A 22,550-nucleotide genomic window follows, 5' to 3' on the forward strand; every position below is an offset into this window, starting at 1 on the left:
AACCAATGAGAGATTATCCTTTCACTGAACCGAGCATGGCACCTTTAACGAAGTATTTCTGTAAGAAAGGATAGACCACTACAACAGGAATTATTGCAAAGATAACAGTTGTCGCCCGAAGAGTGCGCTCATTGTAAGCTAAACCAGCTGTTGAGACGGCTCCTGTAGTCAAGATGTTATCATCAGTGATGAATTGCCGAATCTTGATCTGCAACGGGAATAAATTCGTGTCTTGCAAAAACATCAAAGGATGCTGGAACTGGTTCCATAACACAACACCGTAGAATAACGCCAGCGTGGCTAGCACAGCCTTGGATAGTGGAAGTACGAATTGGAACAGCATTCGGAAATATCCGCAGCCCTCCATGAAGGCGGCTTCCTCCAACTCCTTGGAAAACCCCTTAAAGAAGCTTCGCATAATAATCAGGTTAAACGGATTTAGAATATGAGGTATGATCAAGACCAATGGATTATTGTAAAGCCCGATACCTCGCACTGTAAGAAAATAAGGTACAATTGGCGGCTTGAAAATCATCGCGATCACGACGCCGATCATAATGACGGGGCCCCAACGGAATTCCGTTTTAGACAACGGATAAGCAAGTAGGGCTGTGACGAGCAGCGCCAGAATCGTACCGATGACGGTAGAGCCCAGTGTCAGGAAGAATGACTTCCATAAGTCGGGTCGATACATCATGAAATCCCAGGAGGCCAGCGTAAATTCCTTCGGCCAAATTGTGACCAGGTTCAGATCCACCATTCGTTTAGAACTGAATGAGGTCGAGAGTACGGAAAGCATCGGTATAATGGCGATAAAGGATAATAACAGAAGGATGAAAGTAACGATGGAACCGAATAGTTTTTCCCCTCTTGATTCAAGCATGGTTACCATAACCCCCCGTCTGATACTTTTCTGGACAACCTATTAAACATGTAAACTAGCATGAATCCGATAACTGATTGGAATAAACCGACGGCTGTCGCGAAACTATACTGCGCTTGCTGAATACCCGTCCGGAATACGTAAGTGTCTAGGATATCCCCTACGCTATATGTCATTGGCGTCTGTAGATTAAACACTTGATCAAAGCCCAAGTCCAAGAAGTTGCCAATTTCCAACAAGAGCAAGATTAATACAGTAGGCAGCAGCAGTGGAAAAGTAATGTGGCGAATTTGCTTGAACCGGGATGCTCCGTCGATCATCGCTGATTCGTACAACTGCGGATCAATCGAACTCATGGCTGCCATATAAACGACAGTTCCCCACCCCGCATCTTTCCAGATGGAAGTAAGCACATAAACTATGCGGAAATATGAGCTTTCCTGCATGACCAGAATGGGATCATGATGAAACCACCCAATCACCACGTTAAACAATCCGCTTAATGAGAACAAATCAAAGGCAATACCGGCTACGATGACCCATGACAGAAAATGTGGCACATACAGCGCCGTTTGAATCCCTTTCTTCAGAGCCGATTTCCGGATTTCATTGATCATAAGCGCCAATAGGACAGGCACTGGGAACACAATCACAATGCGCAGAAATCCAAGTACCAGAGTATTGCTGAACACTCTGATAAAATCGGGATAATGAAACAGGGTTTCGAAATTTTTGAAACCTACCCAAGGGCTATCCAGAAAACCTTTGAATACCGAATAGTTCTGGAAAGCGATTACGGAGCCGGCCAGCGGGATGTACTTAAATATAATGAGAAAAACGATACCCGGTATGGCCATGATATACAACGGCCAAAACACCTTCATTCGATGGATCAACTTGATTCCCCCTAAATTCTAGTTGCATGTATTCGCTTACACATACTATACCTTTGGGGGTGAAATTGCTCAAAGGGTCGTTTTTAAGTATTTACAAGGTCATTTTATAGAAATAATAAAAGCCCCATCACCGTAGGAACATGGCGAAAGGGCCTCCAACATTTAATTTTTCAGCGCGTTCTTGCGGTATTCGCTCGGTTTAAAGCCTGTAAGTTTCTCAAACTGCCTGGCAAAATACTGCGTATCCGAGTAACCTACCGTCTCACAAATTTCATACACCTTAAGATCCGTCTTCTCCAACAGTTCTTTAGCCTTATTAATCCGAGTTTGCGCCAGAAAATTCAAATACGTGTCCCCTGATTTTTGTTTGAACAGCTGGCTTAAGTAATAGGGATTGATGAAAAATCGGGCGGAAAGTTCTGCTAGGCTGATTGATTCATTGTAGTGTTCTGTTACGTATTTCTTGATTTCTGCAATGATATCTTTCTTCTTGGTCATATTATTTTCCAATTTAAACGAAATAATTCCTCGTATAACCTCAACCATCCACGCTTCCAGACGCTCAAGTGTCCGAAACCTCGAAATCGCCTCCAGCGAAAGGATATGACGCCCCAGAAGCTCGTTCTGTTGCAACTGCTGGAAGGACATCTTGCGCACACTCGATAATAATATATTCAGGCATTGCAACTGGATGTTGGTCGGACTTATACTTCGCTCTGCTTCCATATGTCGGAAAATATCATGGATGAGATTCACGCATTCCTTTTCATCTGTATTATCCAAAGCAACCTCAAGCTTCTCAATCAACGTTTCCGGGATGGTATGCCGTCCCCCCATCAAGTTCATGATATCAGGGTATGGAATTACAGCCCCGTCTCCCTGTATGACTTTATAGCTTAAGGCGTGACGGGCTTCCTCAAAGGATAAGCTGATCTCGACCGACTGCTCCTTTACAGTACCAACGCCAGCAGTCATCGTCTTTTGAAGCTCCCGGAATACCTCCTCCTTCAAGCGGTGAATGGCATGAACCAGCTTATTGTAAGCAATAACACCACTATCCGTTACTAATATGGCGATTTGCAGGACAGAATATCGGAACCGATACACACCTTGGTACTGCCTCTTTAACAACTGATCCACTTGGTTAAATACCTCAATAATTTCGTATTCCGTCAAGGCACCCTGACTATTGTCAAACTCCAGCAGTGCACAGGCATATCTGGCTTGTTCCATCGGAATACGAGCTAGCCGCAGCAACTCGCTCACATAAATGGGGTTATCGCTGCCGGCGTCTACGATGTCACACAGCGTGTTCTCAAGCATGCGGACTTTGAGGGTGTCCACTTCTTGCATGTTGGCTCGTTCTTCCCGAATAGCCTCCATCACTTTATGAACACAGTCACGCAATTCCTCTTCTTCCACTGGCTTGTTAATATAAAACTGAACGCCGAGCCGCATACCTTTGCGCGCGTATTCGAAGTCGGCGTATCCGCTCAGCAGAATGAATTTAGCCTGACAATCGACATCTTTTAACATTGCGATCATTTCTAAACCGTCAGCTTGCGGCATCCGTATATCCGTAATCACGATATCCGGGTTGCATGCTTGGATCAAGCTTACACCTTGTATACCGTTGTATGCCTCACCTACAATTTCGCATTCCGGGATATAGCGGCCAATGATTTTTTTCAGCCCGTCCACAATGCCTTTCTCGTCATCCACCAGGAAAACTTTCATAAGCTACCTCCCATTCCATGCGGTTTCATCGCGCTAAATGAACATTTTAGGGATATGAATTTCGATTGACGTGCCTATCCCGTCTTTCGAGTCAATGTTTAGATAATAACGATCTCCGTAATGTAATTTAATGCGTTCTGCGATGTTCTTGAGACCAAGCCCTTTGCCGACCGATTCCTCGCTCTGCTCCACCTTATATTTGGCCGACTCCGCCTCTTCGATCAAGGCGTATAGTTCTTCCTGCTTGTCTCGCGTCATCCCAATGCCATCATCCATAATCCGAATTAAAACCCCATCGTCCTCCGTCCAAGAACCCTCGATGACAATCGTCATAGACTGGGTATAATCTATAAAACCATGACTGATACTGTTCTCCACAATAGGTTGAAAAACAAGGGGAATAATGCCGCACTTCAGCATGTCATCTGAAAGACGGATATCCAGACGGAACCTGTCGTCGAAGCGGATATTCTGAAGCTTTAAGTAATTAATTGTATAATCCAGTTCATCTTTGATCGAATGCTTTCTGCCTTCTTTGTTTAAAACAAGCCGAAACATGCGCGCAAGAATTTTAATCATGTCGGCAACTTCCTGGTCCTCTTTCATCAGCGCCTTCATGCGAATTGATTCTAAGGTGTTATATAGCATATGAGGGTTAATCTGGTTCTGGAGAGCAAGAAACTTCGCTTGCCGTTGTTTGATTTCCGCCATATACACATCCTCGATTAATGTTCGGATCGTTATGATCATATTGTTATAGCTTTTGACTAGACTGCCAATCTCATCATGTGACTGCACCTTCTCGATCGGCATATACTGTCCGGCTTCGGCTTGCTTCATGCTTCGTCGTAAGCTTTTGATCGGCTTGGAGATGGCATAATTAAGACCAACTGAAACGAACGCCATAATGATAAACCCGATCAGGATGACGATGCCTGTTACGGCTTGAATCTTTTGAATTCTTAGCAGCAGCTTTTGGCGGGGAATTTCTGTCTTAATAATCAGCTGCCCTAATTTCGTACTTCCAGAAATGATGATGCGATCTTTATCGCTCACGTCCCCAGTGTAATTGATCCCGGAATCCAAAACATGCTTCCAGGATACCTTGCCGCTTGCTGCGTCTGAGTGATAGACGGTTTCCCCTAAGGCATCGCTAATGATCACACTCATCGCGTACTTATCACGAGCCAGCACAAAGTCAGGATTCGGCGCAAGCAGCGTGAACGGATCCAAATCTAGGAGAAGCCAGCCCGCAAACGCCCCATCTGCGGTCAATAGCATCCTTCCTACAGTAACTATAGCACCTACACCTTTATCCTCGTAGTAAGAGCGGTCATGTAACCCCGTTACAAAGAACGTATCGTCCGTGTTTCGCGTTCGCTTGTACCAAACTTGGGATAACAATGCACTTTCGTTGACAGTACTTACCGTATTCGTATATTGAAATACAGTGCTATCAGCGCTTATCAGCATGACGGTATCAATATCCTGTTTGAGCAGAGCAACTCGCCTTAAAGTACTCCGAACCGTTTCCCTTTGGAGAATTAACTCGTCCATGGACATTTTCTTTGTATCCCTTAGCTTTGAGATAAAATCTTTGTCGACCAATACGGATTTGGTTATTTTGTCGTATTCTTGCATCAGTTGATCCAAGGAATTCTCAATTTGGGAAGTATACAGCGTTGCGAACTCTTGGGAAGAATCCTCGAGCCCCGCAACCGATTGCGTGTAGATTAATGTACTTACAACTAGAACTGGAATCACGCAACCAAGTAGATACCCCCCCATCAGCTTACTCTGGAGCTTCATATTTCTTATCGTTGAAATGATTCTTCCTATCCAGTTGCTCTGCTTCATATGTGGCACTTCCTCGGCTCTTATGTCGTCTCCTCATATTGTACGCGGCAATGGTCCCTTGTAAAGATCCTTATGATTATGAAAAACAAAGATGGCTTGAACAGGCGCCTTGCCTGCTCAAACCTTCTTGATATTACTTGTTCTTCTTAATTTTTGTCAGTTCTCTATTTAGTGCATATAACAGCTTTTCAGTGAAGTGTTCAGGCGCCATTTCCGCCAACATATCGATCTTAAATCCTTGCGTCATGCCATACGTTGGTTGCGCTCTAAAACCTTCTCCTAAATATTTATTTAAGACCGCTTCCGCATCCTTATTCTCAAAAAGCTCTTTAAACGTGCAACGACTGGAGTAAACATCGTCCGTAAACTGTAACTCCTCGATCTCTCCATCTAAATCAGGCATTTGGAACCAGTTAGTAACTTCGCCGCCTTTTTCCTCTACAGGGGCTTCATAACTTGGATTCGGTTCATTCACCTTATTAAATTTTGCAATATCTACGTATTGAGCATTATCTTCATTGGCCACTGCACGTATTTCATTCATGCCCTCAGCCAGGGATACATTTTCGAAGACGAAAACTTTATCATCATTTGTTTTAGATTGAAATTCATTTCCATTTACGTATAGCGTTACTTGATTGCAGTTTGTATACACCTTAACATGAATGCTGCCCTCTGCTCTATCAATATGGCGTTTACTGGTGATATGAACAAATTTTTCCTCAGACCAATGAGCTTTATACATGTAGAAGGCATCCTTCTTGATCTTTCTGTCATAGGAGACAAGACCCTTGTTGTTTCTCCCCTTGACTCCACCTTCATCTCTGATATTCGCTCCGAAATCAAACATGTTCCATACATAAGTAGCCCAAAGGAAAGGTCTCTCCTCGAAGGTCTTCCAAACCTTCTCATGGAACAGGGCGTGATATTCTTCCGTGTAATCTTTTACCTTTGGATCCGTACTGTGGTATTGGACTATACCTTCTGCCCCGTATTCGGATATACACAACGGCACATCGGGGTTAATGCTGTGAAACTTATCAAGCCAAGGCGCAAAATCCTCAGTCTTACCGTGATACCAACCATAATATTTATTGTAACCAATCACATCCGTCATACGGTTATATTCATCTTCCTCATTGACAAATAAAACATTGGCCATCGTCGTTAGCCTAGTTGGGTCTTCCTTTTTCGTCAATTCATGTAACTCTCTAACGAGTCTTCTAACCTCCGGTCGTTCACCGCCGATTTGAATTTCGTTTTGTATCCCCCAGAATACGATGGAAGGATGATTATAGTTCTGTCTGATCAATTCTACCATCTGCTGCTTCGCATTAATCCCTTCCAATTCATTCTGCGACATAACCGAAATGAAGGGGATCTCAGCCCATACCACCATACCTTCTTTGTCACACAAATCATAAAAATATTGGCTGTGCTGGTAATGGGCTAACCGAATGGAGGATGCTCCGATTTCTTGAATGTATGCCATATCTTCGACTTGCTCTTGTTCCGTAATGGCCCAGCCCATATCCTTTCTGTCTTGGTGTCTTGATACACCATGCAAAGGCAGATGCTCGCCATTTAAGAAGAAGCCTTTTTCAGGATCAACATGAAAGTATCTGGCTCCAAAAGGAATCGATAATTCATCGATCGTGTCATTAAAGCTAGTCATTGAAATGTTGGCACTGTACATATAAGGATTTTTTCTACCCTGCCATAGTGTTGGATTGTCAATAACGCAAGGCAGCTCTTCTGTTTTGGTTTCTCCCGCAGCCAGGATAACTTCCTTAGAGGCATAGGTTACAATACGATTATCAGCATCGAGAATATCCGCCCAAAGTCTAACTTTTTTCTCTTCATGACTGTCATTTACAAGTCTTGATCGAATGTTCAGTTGGGCTTTTTCCTTAGATACTTCTTCCTGAACAATATATACGCCATTTGAACCATAATCCATCAAGTCAAAATGAACAGGATCCGTAACAACCATTTTCACATCGCGGTAAATCCCCCCGTAGAAGGTAAAGTCTGCTTTCTGAGGATAAACGTCATCCACAACCGTATTGTCAACTTTTACCGCAAGTACATTTTCAGCTCCATGTTTAACGACGTCTGTCATGTCAAACCTGAAGGTGGAGTACCCGCCTCTGTGCTGCCCCATATGCTGACCATTTACGTATACATCAGTAATACTGTTAGATCCATTGAACTCGATAAACACTTTACTTCCCTCGTATGATGGCTCAACCGTAAAAGCCTTTCTGTACCAACACGCACCTTGATAATATTCATAGCCATTTGCTCCATCGATCGCGTTCCATGTATGGGGAATGTTCACCATATTCCAATGCTCATCATTGTACAATTCACTTTCAGCTTGTTCTTCGTTCTGCCGAATAAATCGCCAAGCATCATTCATCTCCATACATCTTCTCATTGTGCAGCCACTCTCCTTACCAAAATTGTAAATTGATATTTGCCGCTTCCCGCATTAAATACAATTCGTCCATCTTCATATCGTGCATCCGGGAATTCATTGGATACTTCCTTAAGATCATCTTGATTGCCTGAAAGCATGATCGTCGCCGTCGTATTCACCGGCACCTCAAAACGATAGGTTACGCCCTGATTCATTTTTTCCCAGCTCGATTTAATGGTTCCATAGAGGGATTCATACGTTGCAGACGCCTGCGTGAGCGTACCTCCCACTGTTGGACTCAACATAAAGTGCTTGTAACCAGGGGCCTCCCAAACGGGACGAATTCCCGTTACACCCGCGAAGAGGAAGTCGCAAACAGCGCCATACGAATAGTGATTCAGAGATCCTGACAACTCACCATCCGGCTTAATTCCTTTCCAGCTCTCCCAAATGGTCGTCGCACCGTTGCTAACGGCATACAACCACGAAGGGCACGTATGCTGCTCCAACAACCGGAAAGCGATATCCGCATGTCCGTAATCCGCCAACACCTGAAGGATGAAAGGTGTCGATAGGAAACCAGTATTCAAGTGATAATCCTGTTCTTCGACCATCTCGGCCAGCCTGTCGGCGACCGCTTGTTTCTTATCCTCAGACGCCAAGTCAAATGCAAGAGTACGGACATTCGGGGCCTGCCTGCCTTCCAATATAGAGCCGTCATCTTTAATAAAATACTGATTATATACTCGTCTAATTTTCTCATATAGGGCTTGGTACTTGGCTTCTTCCTCCGTCTTCCCAAGCACAGATGCCATTTCTGAGAGCAATCGGGTGGAATAGGCATAGTAGGCCGTTGATACATCCGGATGGTTTCCTTTGGTTTTGCTCAAAACGGCCATGAGATCACCAAACTCAGTATCCGTTTCAAGCCACTCCCCCCAATGGAACCTCGTATCCCAGATGTAATCAGCGTCAAGTTCCCCGTCCGTATAATGTTGATAAGGAGGCGAATCTTGGTATAGCTCATTCGCATTCTTCGCACAGGCAGCCATGTAATCGACCCATGCCTTCGCTGAATCAAACTGCTTCTCTAAGATAGCCTTGTCTCCATAACAAAGATACATCGTCCATGGAATGATAACTGCCGCATCGCCCCAGCCTGCAGAACCGTCAAGAATACTGGCTGTACCAGGTTTTGGCCTGCGCATGGTCACCATCGGATTGTTATTTTGCTCCATGAATCTTTCCCATTCCTCCACGCTGTGATGCCCAATAACGGTTGGCACTGTGCTGCCGACCGAACCGTCAGCAAATTGTTCCGCCGCAACGTCGGCCATCCACTTTTCAAAGAAAGGGTACACATTCATGAAATCTGACGCCGTTCTACAAAATACTTGGGCGTCCCCTGTCCATCCCGCTCTTTCCCGGGTTGGGCAATCGGTAGGTACCTCCATAAAGTTTCCCTTCTGACTCCATTTGGAGTTAGATACCAGCTTCGTGATTAACGGATTCGAACAGGTGAAATCCCCCGTTTCGTCTAAGTCGGAATACACCGCCACAGCTGTAAAATTCTCGGGAGTTATTTCTCCTGGATAATTCTTAACGAGTACATAGCGAAACCCGAAGATCGAAAAACGTGGACGGTAGCTCTCTACACCATTGCCAGCTGTAATGTAATGAATCTCTTGGAAATCCTCTAGTGTCCCATGCCCCGCAAGGTTTTGCAACGTGAAGTTTCCGTTCCGATCCAAGGCTTCTCCATGAATCAAAACCACTTCCGTTCCCGCAACTCCCTGAACCTCCATCTCGACCCAGCCCGCGATATTTTGTCCGATGTCCAGCACCGTTTCTCCATTCGGCGTCTGCAATACTATCGGCGTAAACCTTTCTTTCTGTTTTACCGGGACGCTTCGGGTACCAATCAAGTTGTCGAATCCATCGGCTGCGAGCTGGGCAGGCTCCCAGGAGGAATCGTCATAGGAAGGTTGATTCCATCCCTCTATGTTGATTCGGGCGTCATAAAGATCTCCAGCTTTCATGTCCGATTTAAGCAAGGGTCCAATGGAAGTTCTAAAGGAGTCGTCACTGCCGATGATTTCGCGGCTTCCATCTTCATAGTCCAACACTAATTGTCCTAAAAAAGCTACTTTATAACCAAAATTGTTCTTTAGACTTGCTCCGCCTGTAGCCCCTCTCCACCAACCGTCCCCGAGAATGACACCTAGCGCATTTGCGCCTTCTTGCAAGAATGGAGTTACATCGTAAACTTGGTATTGCAGGCGTTTGTAATAAGAAGTGAAACCGGGCGTGAACAGATGGTCCGTGCCCTCGATTCCATTCAGATAAAAGCTGTACAATCCCTTCGATGTCAGGCAAGCTCTGGCCGATTTGAGCCCCTTCTTTACGGTGAATTCCTTCCGGATATACGGAGCCGGCTTATAGGCGTGAATATCCACTTCTTTCTCCGGTTCAATCCATCGAGCCTTCCAATCCAAAGCGTTCAGCAATCCAGTTTCAAAGAAAACAGGATCGCTGAAAGGTGACTCCTCTTCATGATTACTCCAAACTTTAACTCTCCAATAGATCCGTTCAAGCGATTTTAATTCAGGACCTTCATACAGAGTGCCCTGCGATTTGTCCGTCTCAACCTTGCCGCTGTCCCAAATCTTGTTAGTGAAGCTCTCGGTTGCCGATGCTTGAACTTGATATGCGGTTTGTATGACGTTCCTGCCGTCACTCCGAAGTTTCCAACCTAGACGAGGCTTTTGCGTATCCAATCCCAAGGGATTTTCCAAATACTCCGTTCGCAATGATACTACTTTCAACATGTTGGTAACCTCCCAAAGCTAAGATTGATAATTAAAGTCCGGAATCGATCTTTTACGCAGTTCATGTGCCACGTCACATAGTAGGCGTATATTGAAACCAATCGAAAGCTGCGGGAACCGTACACGATTTGCCGTTACCTGTTGCATACAGACCAAAGTACACGCCCGTAAATCCGCCAGCCACTTCGGTCGAGAGCAACGCGCACTCACCAGACCCAAATGGTTTTCGCTCCCCATTCGGGGAGGAGTAATAGAACGAGTATTTAGCTGGATCCGCTTCCAAACCGAGGATGATGTCAGAGCCTTCAAACTCTTCTTCCATCTCCACTTTCCAGAGCGACCCGATTCGCCTGCGAAGGATCACTTGACGTCTTCCATTTGCTCCACAGGTAAGCGCTATCTCATAATGGAACCTCTCATTCATATACACCGTAAGCCCAGCTTCTTCGCCTTCCTCTACGGGTTCAAATGACATAAGCGTAGAAACGCTGCATCGAAAATGCTGCTGTCTCCGTCCTATAAACGCCGGAGAACCGATATCATTCAAGGTCACGGCAGAGCCGCGAAGAGTCAGCCAACCCGGTCTTTCTTCCAGGGACCAGTCCGCGTCCTGCGGATTTCTTAAGAAGTTCCACTCCAACTGCAACCGGTTGGAATTAAAATCATCAACGTCAGGCGTAGGCGTCTCATCGACTACAAGCGGAAGCGTTCCAGCATCCATCTTCTCGGCAATCCTGCCGCCCTGCCCGATCACCGGCCATCCGTCCGCGGACCAAGTAACCGGGGCTAGGAAGGTCTCACGTCCCAAATGGTGGTGCCGCCCGCTAAACGGAACGGATACGGGGCGAATCCCCAGGAAAACGGCCCACCAGCTTCCATCCTCCAGTTGGACGAGATCCGCATGGCCCGTTGCCTGGATGGAACTTCCCGAACTCCGGTGAGTCAGGATCGGATTGTCAGGATTGCTTTCGAACGGTCCGTATGGCGAATTGCTCCTTGCGATCGTAACCATGTGACCATACTCGGTTCCTCCCTCTGCAATCATCAAAAAATACTTCCCGTTAACCCGATACAGATGCGGGCCTTCCGCAGATTTTCCGCCCGTGCCTTGCCAGATGAGACGTCGTTCGGATAACAGTTTTCCGGACTCCAGGTCGATTTCCGCTTGATATATCCCCTTCGGCTCATCCCCAAAGAATCCGCCAGTTCCTGTAATATAGACGCGCCCATCTTCATCAAAAAACAGGGATGGATCTACACTCGGCCATTCCGGCCAAATCGGCTCGGACCATGGTCCCTCTGGCTTTTCCGCCCAAACATAGAAATTGCGAAACATTTTAACATTCGTTGTAATCATATAGAATCGTCCGTTATGGAAACGAATGGTTGGCGCATAAATGCCCATTGAACTTCTACAGCCTTCTAAATCTAACTGGCTTTGGCGGGTGAGGCAATGTCCAATCTGCTTCCAATGAACGAGATCTCGGCTATGAAAGATCGGGACGCCCGGAAAATATTCAAATGTACTTGTGACCAGATAAAAATCTGCACCTACCCGACAAACACTCGGATCGGGGTGGAAGCCCGGGATTACCGGGTTTGAATATTGAATAGTCGAATCAGCCATTTTATCTCCCTTTCCTCGTTTAAGGATCTATTAACATCATAAGGTCAATCTAAATCACTCACTAACACTCTCACGACTTATCCATAACGTTTTACCGACATCCTGTTTACAAGCTATGGGCTAATGAAAAAACCAGGCCCATTAAAATGGAAACCTGGTTTTGAACTTATTTTTGTTTGTTTGCAGCCGCCCAAGCCTCAAGCTGCTTTTGCTTCTCAGCAATAACTTTATCGATACCCGCGGCTTTCAGTTTAGCTCTGAAATCGGGTAACTTTTCGGCCGGGTCGAGCGTTCCTGACTCCAACCCCTTCGCATACTGATCTGTTACGTTTTTAAGAGCAATAACCTCATTTTTGACAGGCTCCGAATTGAATGTGAAGCCGAGTGCTTTTGATTTGGTCGCTTTTTGATTGGCTTCTGCAGTCAATTTCCACATTGCCTGCAAGTCTGACTTCATCAGATATGCGATGGATGGATTAGCGTATATCCAACTTTGAATCGAATATCCAACCGTCTTCGAATCAATACCGGCAGGGTAATCGATCGCATTATCCGACACTTTCACATAATGCTTCCCTTCAATACCATATACAAACAAATTAGCAAGATCCTTATCCGTGTACATCAAATTCATGAGCATCATGACGCGTTCAGGGTTGGCAGAATTAGCGGATATCGTCCACAATCCCGATTGCGTACTGGAAGTAGTCGCATAAATATTAGGCATTAATGGTGCAAAAACGAGCTCTTTGCCATTCGCTCGGGTTTCAGATTCCAAGTTGCCCGGTCTAAGACCGATGAAATAAGAAAATGCCTTGTCTGCTTTCAATAAATCAGAGGCGTTAGCTTGCGTTGTCGCGGCATCCTTATTGATATATCCCGCCTTAGCCCAACTATGAACCTTGTTCAAGTAGTCTTCATACTCTTTGGTCTCAAACAAGTTCACGACCTTTAGACCATTGTCATATCCAGGCAACACGCCCAAACGGTCCCCCAGTTTATCATACCAAACATAAAAATCCGACGGCACAGATAGCCCAGCTCCGAGCGGAACGATAGTTGGCTCATTATCCTTAATTGTCTTGTACACTTGATCCAGGTCATCAATCGTCTTGATGGATGCTACATTAATTTTGTACTTATCCACTAAATCTTTCCGCATAAGTACCCCGGGAACCCCTGACGTGTAATCCTTATAGACAGGCACTCCATAGGTTTTTCCTTCAATTTTAACGCTAGAAAGATAGGCGGGATCGATCTGCTTTTTGATACCGTCGCCATACTTATCGAGCAGACTGTCGATCGCGACTATTTTTCCTGTTGCCACATCGGGGCTGTACCCCGCACCAAATTCAAAGAACAAATCCAGTTTCTCACGGCCAGAAGTCATCAAATTCATTTGTTGCGACCAGGCCCCGATACTGATCGGCATAATTTTTACTGTTGCATTGATTTTGGCCTTTGTGATTTTGTTAATTTCATCTTGTACCGCTTGGGTATCCTTAGGTGCTGCTCCGAATGCCGGAATGGCAATTGCAATCTCATAGGAGTCTTTCGTAGCACTGCTCGGGTTTGTGCTGGAAGCCGGAGATGCAGCAGCGCCACTGCTTCCTTCATTTTTCGAAGACGAACACCCGGCAATCACTCCCGTTAACATGACTGTGACAAGCGACAATGTCGCCAACTTCGCTTTCTTTTTCATCGTATCCCCCCCACAAGTTATCATTCTTTACACCTTCATCATATCGTTCAATGAAGTGAGCGACTAACACTCAAACGACTTCATAATAGCGTTTTCACGACTTATTGATCTTTGTTGTTTTGGCTTCTATATTCCATCGGCCCTAATCCGACGTGTTTTTTAAATAGTTTTGTAAAATAGGAGAAATTCGTGTACCCCAAAGTTGATGCAATAGCGCTTACAGGGCGCTCCGTATGCGACAATAACTCTTTGGCAACTTTGACTTTTTCAAGAACAATATAATCGGATAGGACATAACCCGTCTCTTTTTTAAAAATCCTCGTTAAATAATCCGGATGGAGAAATACTTGATCTGCGATGATTTCGCGCGTCATATCTTGGTCCAAGTTAAGGGATATAAAGCTTTTCACGGTCTGAACGATCTTTTCTGTCTCTTTGACCGCTTCTGCATGGATCATCGCTTTGCTCACAGCATGACGAACCCAGGCGAGCATATCCGTTATAGACCGCACCGCCGACTCCGAAATACGTCTTGACTCTTCATCTCCAAATAATTGGTTGGCTTCAATGCCTCTCAAGTTTAGATAGGAGAATACGACTTGTGTGAAATTTTGATTGAATTGGTGTAAGATTTCAGCATTTATTCCTTGATTGTTGACAAGACTGCCTACAATCGTTTCCACTTCATGAACGACTGCATCTTTAGTAGCTGTCTTCATAAGAGAGGCGACTCCTCCCAATGCTGGCAGCTTTGCATGGGGCATGGAGGTGCCGTTATGATGCTGAAGATAGACTTGGTTCACGAAGGCAACATTGTTCCGATCATGTCTCCGCAATTCTGCTACTATTTCAGCCATTTCAAATGCTTCTACAGATTGTCCAAAATAACAGGAGAGGTCACAGTAAAAATAATCGTTACAAGAATCGATATATCGTTCACAAGCTCGGTAGAGTTGTTCGTATTCCCAATTCGTTCCCCTGTTTGCAACCATGATCACCAAGAGCATTCCCCGATCCAAGTGAAAACATATTCCGTTTGAGCCGTCACCGATCAGAATTTCTTCGGCTGAATTTTTAAGGGCATACTCAAGGATCTTCTCATCTCTCCGATTTAACTCTCTTTTCCATTTCTGGACCGAAATGAGGATGGGGAGAAAGACCGATTCTTCCGTAATAGGAATGTGATGCAATTCCACTTGATCTCGTATCGCGGCCGGCTGGCTGGGTATGGAATGGTTGATTAAGTCCACCCAGAACCGTTCGATAATAAAAGAATGATGCTTGAGCCATAACTGATGGGATTGACTATTTCTATTGAATTCACTATTTCGATTTATAATGTCCTGTGCCTTTCGTATGGCATTTTCCAAGTCAACTGCACGGACAGGCTTGAGTAAATAATCAACGCTCCCAAGCTGAAGCGCTTCTTTCGCGTATTTAAAATCAGCATGACTTGTGAAGAAGATCGTCGCCGTATTCGGGTGATGCTCTCTCACCCAAGTCAGCAAATCAAATCCGCTGCCTTGGGGCATTTCGATATCACATAGCAGAATATCGATCCTTTCCTTTACGAACAATTCTTTGGCTTGTCTGATATTAATGGCTGTGAGCAGTTTGCTGATGCCTAATTTATTCAGATCAAGATCAGATTTCACCCCTTCAATGGCGAGAACTTCGTCGTCAACAATGAGTAGATGAACATTCATCTGGTTTCCTCCATTCCTGGATTTGTAGGAATAATCATCTCTATTTTAGCTCCGTGGGATTCCTTGTCGTTATCATATACGATGAATGCGGCTTCACCGTACAAGAGTCGTAATCGCCGCTCCACATTCCAAATCCCAGTATGCTCACCACGTTCATTTTCCACACTTCTACCTGCTTTCAGGTTTTCAAGTACGTCGTTCTTAAATCCAAGACCTGTATCTCTAATGCTTATTTTCATTCTGGAGCCGATCTCTTCAATCAGAAATTCAATCTGAACCTCAATGGTAAGCGGCTCATCCAACGTAACCGCATGTTTAATGGAATTCTCAACAAAGGATTGAATGACTAGCGGGGGAATAGGGACATCCGATAAATAATCCGGCGAGTGGATCGTCCACTTCAACTTCTCCGGAAACCGCAAGTTCTGGATCTTTAAATAATTACGAGTATGTTCAAGTTCGTCTTTGAGCGGTACGAAAGAAGTATTACTGCGAAACATAAATCGGAAATATTCGATTAACGACATGGTCATGTCCAAAATCAACTCATAATTCTTGATCTTGGCCAGATTATAAACGATATTAAGCGTATTCAGGAAAAAATGAGGGTTGACTTGCAGCTGCAATCGCTGCAACTCCTCCTTTTGCTTATTTAACTGCTCCTCATAAACGTTAATGCGGAGCCGTTCAACCTCTGACATCATGGCATTAAACGCCCCGCCTATTAGTTGAAATTCCCCCGAAGTATGACTAAGCTCTACCCTGCTGCTCCAATCTCCTTCTCGAACCTTCTTCATTGTGCGCAGTAAACGATAGAGTGGCACCAAAACAGATTGCCTCATGGCATACAACCCTATAGGGATAAAGAGGAATGCAGCGATCGTGATAAACCAAACAATGGACTGTAGATAAGGAAGCTTAGCCAATATATAATGATCGGGTATCAAAGCATTTAAACTGAAGTCTCCTCGATGAGACGGAGCTCCTACTACAAGAAATTTCTTTTTAACACCTGAAATATAATATTCGTTTAATTTTTGTTGCAGTTCAATTCCATATTCGCTTACTAGTTTTGAATCGGAAATAGGCTGGCCTTGCATATTGGCTAATAAAACCTCTCCCTCTTCTCCAATTTGAAGAGATCGAAGGGGCTTTACTAATTCGTCCGTATTAATCAAAGCTCCAAGGTAGGTGTCCCCCGCACGCACAATGTCAATGAGGTAATTAACTTGGTTAATCTGCACATATTTCCAAACCTTAGAGGAACTCCCCGTCGAAAATCGCTTAGAATGAATATAATCAATAATATAATTTTGTATAATATCATTTTCCTTAATGTCTGAAGTGTTAATCTTTGAAATGTTAAAATAATCTTGCCTGTGATCCGTATATACAAAAAAAGAACTTATCGGATCGTACAAGTTAATATCTTTATTCAACTTGTTAAACAAAAATATTTTAGCGCTGTAATAATCTCCATCCGTTTCCTCCTGGCTAAGCGAAAGCAAATCATAACCAGAACCAGCCACCGTTCTCATATAAGAGTCGATGTCGTCTAATTGAGAATCGCTTTGGTTCGTGTACAGGTGCAACATGTTCTTATAAGAATCCGCAACCTGACCGCGAACGACATGAATAGCATAGTAGTTGTTGTATAAAAGCATCCCCACCAGCGGCATCGTCATTATAAGCACGCTGACGATTAATTTGGCTCGCAATGAGGCTCGTCTCCAGTACCCTACAGGCGTAAACATGATCGTTTCGGCTCCTTTTGTTACTTAGATTTAAATTTCAAATCTATCATACTCTTGTAAGAACTGGCAACGCCACAACCATAGTAAGTAAGTTGTGGCGCTAACGCAAATGGGATATCCAATCGGCACCTTTATCCTTTTACGGCACCAATCATAATTCCTTTGATAAAATATTTTTGGAAAAATGGGTACGCTACCAAGATCGGGAGGACCCCAATGACAGCAATAGCCATTTTCACAGCATCTGTAGGCATTTGCTGCATAGCATCACCTGCATTGTTCGTCATATTCGTGCTTATGAATTGAATATCTTGCATGATTCGGTTAAGCAGATTTTGTATACTGAACAGTTTGGGATTGGTAATATAAATCATGCCCAACTGCCAATCATTCCAGTACATAATACATTCAAAGAGACCAATTGTCGCCAATATGGGGGTCGACAGCGGTAAGACGATTGACCATAAGGTCCTGTATTCTCCGGCCCCATCTATTTGTGCGGATTCAATCAATGCACTTGGAATGGTTGTTTGAAAGAAGGTTCTCATCAACATCACGTAAAACCCATTCATCAGGAGTCCCGGCACAATCAAGGACCAAATTGTATTTTTAATATGGAAGATTTGTGTGTACACCAAGTATGAGGGAACTAGGCCACCATTGAATAACATGGTGAAGAAGACGATAAACATAATCAAATTGCGATAAGGGGTCACGCTTCTGGATAAAGGATACGCCAGAAGCGCTGTAATGGCTACCCCTAACACCGTTCCGACTACCGTAACGAAAACGGTCACACCGTAAGCACGGGTAATTTCCCCCCCTCTTTCGTACAAATATTCATACGCAGCTGTACTAAACGTATGGGGGATGAACGAATAACCGTTGGCTATTATATCATTCTGATCCGTTAGCGAAGCGGAAATGAGCAGAATGAAAGGGAGAATACAAATGACTGTGAACAAGAACATCATGATATGGCTGAACCACGTTAAGCCTCTGCTCTCTTTTTTCAAGGGTGTCTACCTCCTTAGAGTTTTTGCGTCAGCAAAAACTTGCCTCGTAAGCATAAGCTTAGAACAATGCGCTATCTTTGCTGTACAGTCGCACCATATAGTTTGCAAGCATAACAAGTATAAATCCAACTACCGATTGATACACACCAGCTGCTGTGGACAAGCCAATATCACCATTGCCCGTTAATCCTTTAAATACATACGTATCAATCGTCGCCGTTGTGTTAAATAATGCTCCGGAATTCATAGGAACCTGATAGAATAACCCGAAATCAGAGTAGAAAATTCTTCCGATACTGAGCAGCGTCAACATAATGATGACTGGTGTTAGAATTGGCAAGGTAATATGGCGGATCTGCTGCAATCGGCTTGCCCCGTCGAGTCTCGCAGCTTCATAATACTCTTCGTCAATTCCAAGCAATGCCGCAAAGAAAACAATGCTCGAGTAGCCAACACTTTTCCAGAAGTGAACCAAAGTTAGAATCCATGGCCAATACTTTTCCTCGGTGTACCAAGAAATGCCGTCTTTTAGTCCGAACCAAGGGAGTACTGTGTGATTCATGAATCCCGTATCCGCACTTAAGAGGGCATATACCAAATAGCTGACGATGACCATGGAAATCAGATGCGGCAACGTGATCACGCTTTGATAAAACTTAAGCAATACTTTGTTTTTGATCTCGTTCAACAAGATTGCACAGGCTAAGGACAAAAAGGTTCCGACAACAATAAATAATAAATTGTATAGAATCGTATTTCGGGTAATGATAAAAGCGTCCGATGTCTTAAAGAGATATTCAAAGTTTTTAAATCCAATCCAGTCGCTCTCAAGAATGCCTTTAGCAAAATTTATTTTTTTGAAGGCAATTACGATCCCTAACATCGGGAGATAGTTATTAAACAACAAGTAAAGAAGTCCAGGGGCCATCATAGTCAGAAGCGGCAAATATTTACGAAACCGATTTTCTTTTTTCTTGTACTGGATACCCGCCCGCGGTACAGTCGCTGATATGGCTTTTTCCATTAAAAGTTCCCTTCCTTTCCGTTTCATGCTCAAATGTCTTACCTTGATCATAATGGATACGTTCTTGTCTAACTAACAATCTAACGACTTCCTATTGACGTTTTAACGACTTATCCCTTCCCTGAAATAATAAAGGCTGACCGGGATTCACCCGTTCAGCCCTTCATTTGCCTTAATATGACGTCCAGCCACCATCAGCCGTAATGACAGTCCCATTTACAAACTTCGAATCCTCGGATGCAAGGAAAAGAGCAACAGTAGCAATTTCACTCGGGTCCACCGGTTCTCGCCGTTGTGTACCTGCACCTTCTTGGAACACCTGGAAAGCTGCCATGTCGATATTGCCCATCGAATTCATGATGCTAGTTAGAACACCGCCTGGTGCGATGGCATTACAGCGAATGCCGGATTTCGCGTACATGTAACCAACGTTCTTGGTGAGTCCCACTAGACCATGCTTGGAGGAAGTATAGGCAACTCCCCCTTTCCCCCCTGTTATCCCCGCGGCGGAAGCAATATTTACAATGACGCCCTCCCCCTGTTTCAACATGAACGGAAGCGCTTTGCGAATAGCGCGCATTGGACCTGTCAGATTAATGGCTATGACCCGGTCCCACAAATCATCCTCGATGGTTTCGATTAATCGGAAGCCGTCCATGATTCCTGCATTGTTCACGAGAATGTCGACGCTTCCAAATGCTTCAGAAGCCCTTTCCACCATGGCATTGATGTCTTCTTCCTTCATGATGTTCGCGACAACGCCGACGGCTGTCCCCCCTTTTTGGCTAATCGCGTCGACAACGGCTAAGATGGCGTCCTCATTCAAGTCCACTACCACAACCTTAGCGCCCTCCTCCGCATACAGTTCCGCAATCGCTTTACCAACACCTGAAGCGGCTCCTGTCACAATAGCTACTTTATTTTGCAGTTTCATACCCATCTTTCCCTATCTCCTCTCATTAGATCGCGTTTTCTCTAGCGATGTTCCCTAGATGAATGCCACTAGGCTTAATGGTTCGTTCCTGAGTGGTACGGTCCACTTCAATGAGACCAAAACGTTTGGAGAAGCCAAGCTGCCACTCAAAATTATCCATCAAGGACCAATGCATATAGCCCAAAACCTGGAATCCGTCCGCAATACAATCATGGACACCTTTCAGGGCTTGATCAATGAAAGCAATACGCCGTGTATCATCATCCGTTGCTATGCCATTCTCAGTAATCATAATCGGCATTTTCAGATGCGTGCTAACATATCGGACAACAGCCCCAAGTGCCTCCGGGTAAAATTCGTTCCCCATTTGTGTCGTCTCTGCATCTTCTGAAACAGGGAGAAGGCCATCTGGTCCATATACGGCACGCGTATAGTTCTGCAACCCGAAGAAATCATCATCTTGCAAGTACGGAACAAATTGAACAAACTCCTCTTGCCATGCATGTCTCGCGTTTTCTTCACCGCCAGGAACACTTTGGATATCGTAGAGCGACAAGGTAACTCCGACTTTGGTTTGCGGACTAACCTGCCGAATGGCTGCTCTCGCTTCCACATGCGCTTGAAAGATAACTGCCAGACCTTGCTCCGAGCGTGGTGCCAAAAACGAATGAACCTCGGTAGGAGGCACACCAAAGGCTTTACTTAGTTCCGCGAAGTATGTTTGCATTTGCGCCATTTTTTCCATATTCATGCCGACCTGTGCTCCAGGAGAGCCAGATTTAAGTTCATATCGCTTCATAATTTTCTTGATCCCTATGGAGATATTCGCTTCATTAATCGTACATACATATGGCATCAATTCGCCTAATTCACCCATGACATGTGTACAATATCGTGCAAATCGGGCAGGTGTATCCGCCGACTCCCAGCCCCCAAGACGAATTAGCCATTGTGGGGAACTGAAATGATGTAGGGTCACAATTGGAGTAATATTATTTTCTTTGCACGCAAGTAGAACTTCCCGATAATGTTCGATTTCTGAGGCTTCGTATTGCCCTTCCTCCGGCTCGATTCGAGCCCATTCAATAGAGAACCGATAGGAATTTAAGCCCATTTTGGCCATCTCAGCAATATCATCCCTAAAACGGTTATAATGATCTACCGCGCTGCCTGACGGTTCCGTGAACACGGAACCCTCCAAGTTTTCCATCAGCCAAAAATCAGAATTCGTATTATTGCCTTCTACCTGATGGGCTGCAGTCGATGCCCCCCATAAAAAACTTTCTGGAAATTGAAGTGCCATGCCTACTCCTCCTTAACTTCGGTTAATTGCTGCAACCTCATTTTATAAGGATCCTCCAAAGGCAACTAACAATCTAACGACTCTTCACTAACGTTTTAACGACTTTCTTAAAAGACAAAAAAGACCTACTCGTCAGTTCGATTATATTTACATCGACAAATGACAAATAGCCACGGCAAGAATCCCGCCGTGGCTATGTTTCGAATGTGGTTATTATTCCAACACCTTCTCAAGCTCGCTGCCCATATTAACCCAGCCATACTTGGCGTCTTCGAACGCACGAGCATTCTTCTTCCTCCTCTAATAGCTGGTTCAAACGCAATATATTTGTACTCCAAAATTTTGTAGAATACTACCTAATTAAAGCATGCGGCTCTTCGGACGTAGCACCCACGAGGCGAGAGTGAGAATTGCAAAACCAAAGGTGCTGAATAGGTGGTACGCATAAGCCCCGTAGTCTCCCACGAATGCATGTGATACAGCTGCCCCCGTCATTCCAAAGAAAATGCCAGCGTATGCCCATTCTTTAAGCCGCGGAAAACCCGGTACGAGGATAGCTATCGTCCCAAGAACTTTCCAAATCCCGAGAATGGTCAGAAAGTACACCGGGTACCCTACTATCTCCACCGTCTCGAGCGTCCCCCATTGATGGGTTAGCTCTCCAATTCCTCCGCTTCCCTCAACGAATGCAAGCATTGACGTTGTAACCCAATAAGCGATAACTTTCCCTCGAGGCTGGGTTTGTACTTTCGCAGTTGTTTCCGCACCGATGATCACACTCATTTTGTTCCTCCTCATAATTGTTGATTCAAGTGACCTAAATTCATACTTCAAACTTCCAAATAATTATCTCCTTATCGG

General features: G+C 44.6%; 15 protein-coding genes. All 15 read right to left on the minus strand.

Annotated features, from left to right (window positions below; translation table 11 throughout):
• Positions 1 to 13 precede the first annotated feature (13 nt).
• The 15 genes from NYR53_RS23605 to NYR53_RS23675 all read right to left on the minus strand — a co-directional run bounded on the left by NYR53_RS23605 (position 14) and on the right by NYR53_RS23675 (position 22,472).
• Positions 14 to 883 (minus strand): carbohydrate ABC transporter permease, encoded by an 870-nt coding sequence (locus NYR53_RS23605; RefSeq protein ID WP_261301587.1) that lies wholly within the window; start codon positions 881 to 883, stop codon positions 14 to 16.
• A gap of 2 nt (positions 884 to 885) precedes the next feature.
• The gene (locus tag NYR53_RS23610; RefSeq protein WP_261301588.1) at positions 886 to 1,779 is read right to left on the minus strand and encodes an ABC transporter permease; all 894 of its coding nucleotides are present in this window, start codon (positions 1,777 to 1,779) and stop codon (positions 886 to 888) included.
• 162 nt (positions 1,780 to 1,941) lie between these two features.
• Positions 1,942 to 3,516: a response regulator gene (locus NYR53_RS23615; RefSeq protein WP_261301589.1), complete on the minus strand. Its 1,575-nt coding sequence runs from the start codon at positions 3,514 to 3,516 to the stop codon at positions 1,942 to 1,944.
• A gap of 33 nt (positions 3,517 to 3,549) precedes the next feature.
• A complete protein-coding gene (locus NYR53_RS23620; protein ID WP_261301590.1) occupies positions 3,550 to 5,373 on the minus strand; it encodes a cache domain-containing sensor histidine kinase in 1,824 nt (607 codons plus the stop codon).
• 133 nt (positions 5,374 to 5,506) lie between these two features.
• Entirely contained in the window at positions 5,507 to 7,813 is a 2,307-nt protein-coding gene (locus NYR53_RS23625; protein WP_261301591.1) for a glycoside hydrolase family 2 protein, read from the minus strand.
• Complete coding sequence (locus NYR53_RS23630; RefSeq protein ID WP_261301592.1) at positions 7,810 to 10,623, minus strand: alpha-L-rhamnosidase; 2,814 nt, start codon at positions 10,621 to 10,623, stop codon at positions 7,810 to 7,812. Before NYR53_RS23630 ends, NYR53_RS23625 begins: the two co-directional genes overlap by 4 nt.
• 73 nt (positions 10,624 to 10,696) lie before the next feature.
• A complete protein-coding gene (locus NYR53_RS23635) occupies positions 10,697 to 12,250 on the minus strand; it encodes a glycoside hydrolase family 43 protein (RefSeq protein WP_261301593.1) in 1,554 nt (517 codons plus the stop codon).
• A gap of 166 nt (positions 12,251 to 12,416) precedes the next feature.
• Entirely contained in the window at positions 12,417 to 13,952 is a 1,536-nt protein-coding gene (locus tag NYR53_RS23640; RefSeq protein ID WP_261301594.1) for an ABC transporter substrate-binding protein, read from the minus strand.
• A gap of 101 nt (positions 13,953 to 14,053) precedes the next feature.
• On the minus strand, positions 14,054 to 15,658 hold the full coding sequence (locus NYR53_RS23645) for a response regulator transcription factor (RefSeq protein ID WP_261301595.1): 1,605 nt from the start codon (positions 15,656 to 15,658) through the stop codon (positions 14,054 to 14,056).
• A complete protein-coding gene (locus NYR53_RS23650) occupies positions 15,655 to 17,412 on the minus strand; it encodes a sensor histidine kinase (protein WP_261301596.1) in 1,758 nt (585 codons plus the stop codon). Before NYR53_RS23650 ends, NYR53_RS23645 begins: the two co-directional genes overlap by 4 nt.
• Positions 17,413 to 17,543: 131 nt before the next feature.
• Positions 17,544 to 18,428, minus strand: coding sequence for a carbohydrate ABC transporter permease (locus NYR53_RS23655; RefSeq protein WP_261301597.1), 885 nt, complete (start codon positions 18,426 to 18,428; stop codon positions 17,544 to 17,546).
• A gap of 58 nt (positions 18,429 to 18,486) precedes the next feature.
• The gene (locus tag NYR53_RS23660) at positions 18,487 to 19,452 is read right to left on the minus strand and encodes an ABC transporter permease (RefSeq protein WP_261301598.1); all 966 of its coding nucleotides are present in this window, start codon (positions 19,450 to 19,452) and stop codon (positions 18,487 to 18,489) included.
• A gap of 172 nt (positions 19,453 to 19,624) precedes the next feature.
• A complete protein-coding gene (locus NYR53_RS23665) occupies positions 19,625 to 20,386 on the minus strand; it encodes a glucose 1-dehydrogenase (RefSeq protein WP_261306502.1) in 762 nt (253 codons plus the stop codon).
• 25 nt (positions 20,387 to 20,411) lie between these two features.
• Positions 20,412 to 21,689 carry a glycoside hydrolase family 1 protein gene (locus tag NYR53_RS23670; RefSeq protein ID WP_261301599.1) on the minus strand — a complete coding sequence of 426 codons (1,278 nt, stop codon included), beginning with the start codon at positions 21,687 to 21,689 and terminating at the stop codon, positions 20,412 to 20,414.
• Between the two features lie 360 nt (positions 21,690 to 22,049).
• Positions 22,050 to 22,472: a DoxX family protein gene (locus NYR53_RS23675; protein WP_261301600.1), complete on the minus strand. Its 423-nt coding sequence runs from the start codon at positions 22,470 to 22,472 to the stop codon at positions 22,050 to 22,052.
• Positions 22,473 to 22,550 lie beyond the last annotated feature (78 nt).

The sequence above is a fragment of the Paenibacillus andongensis genome (assembly GCF_025369935.1).
Classification (GTDB): Bacteria; Bacillota; Bacilli; order Paenibacillales; family NBRC-103111; genus Paenibacillus_E; species Paenibacillus_E andongensis.

Bases quoted from the DNA above. Each gene is read 5' to 3' on its own strand.
- NYR53_RS23605 (WP_261301587.1), bottom strand. From the start codon at position 883: ATGCTTGAATCAAGAGGGGAAAAACTATTCGGTTCCATCGTTACTTTC.
- NYR53_RS23615 (WP_261301589.1), bottom strand. From the start codon at position 3,516: ATGAAAGTTTTCCTGGTGGATGACGAGAAAGGCATTGTGGACGGGCTG.
- NYR53_RS23620 (WP_261301590.1), bottom strand. From the start codon at position 5,373: ATGAAGCAGAGCAACTGGATAGGAAGAATCATTTCAACGATAAGAAAT.
- NYR53_RS23625 (WP_261301591.1), bottom strand. From the start codon at position 7,813: ATGAGAAGATGTATGGAGATGAATGATGCTTGGCGATTTATTCGGCAG.
- NYR53_RS23630 (WP_261301592.1), bottom strand. From the start codon at position 10,623: ATGTTGAAAGTAGTATCATTGCGAACGGAGTATTTGGAAAATCCCTTG.
- NYR53_RS23635 (WP_261301593.1), bottom strand. From the start codon at position 12,250: ATGGCTGATTCGACTATTCAATATTCAAACCCGGTAATCCCGGGCTTC.
- NYR53_RS23640 (WP_261301594.1), bottom strand. From the start codon at position 13,952: ATGAAAAAGAAAGCGAAGTTGGCGACATTGTCGCTTGTCACAGTCATG.
- NYR53_RS23645 (WP_261301595.1), bottom strand. From the start codon at position 15,658: ATGAATGTTCATCTACTCATTGTTGACGACGAAGTTCTCGCCATTGAA.
- NYR53_RS23650 (WP_261301596.1), bottom strand. From the start codon at position 17,412: ATGTTTACGCCTGTAGGGTACTGGAGACGAGCCTCATTGCGAGCCAAA.
- NYR53_RS23660 (WP_261301598.1), bottom strand. From the start codon at position 19,452: ATGGAAAAAGCCATATCAGCGACTGTACCGCGGGCGGGTATCCAGTAC.
- NYR53_RS23665 (WP_261306502.1), bottom strand. From the start codon at position 20,386: ATGAAACTGCAAAATAAAGTAGCTATTGTGACAGGAGCCGCTTCAGGT.
- NYR53_RS23670 (WP_261301599.1), bottom strand. From the start codon at position 21,689: ATGGCACTTCAATTTCCAGAAAGTTTTTTATGGGGGGCATCGACTGCA.
- NYR53_RS23675 (WP_261301600.1), bottom strand. From the start codon at position 22,472: ATGAGTGTGATCATCGGTGCGGAAACAACTGCGAAAGTACAAACCCAG.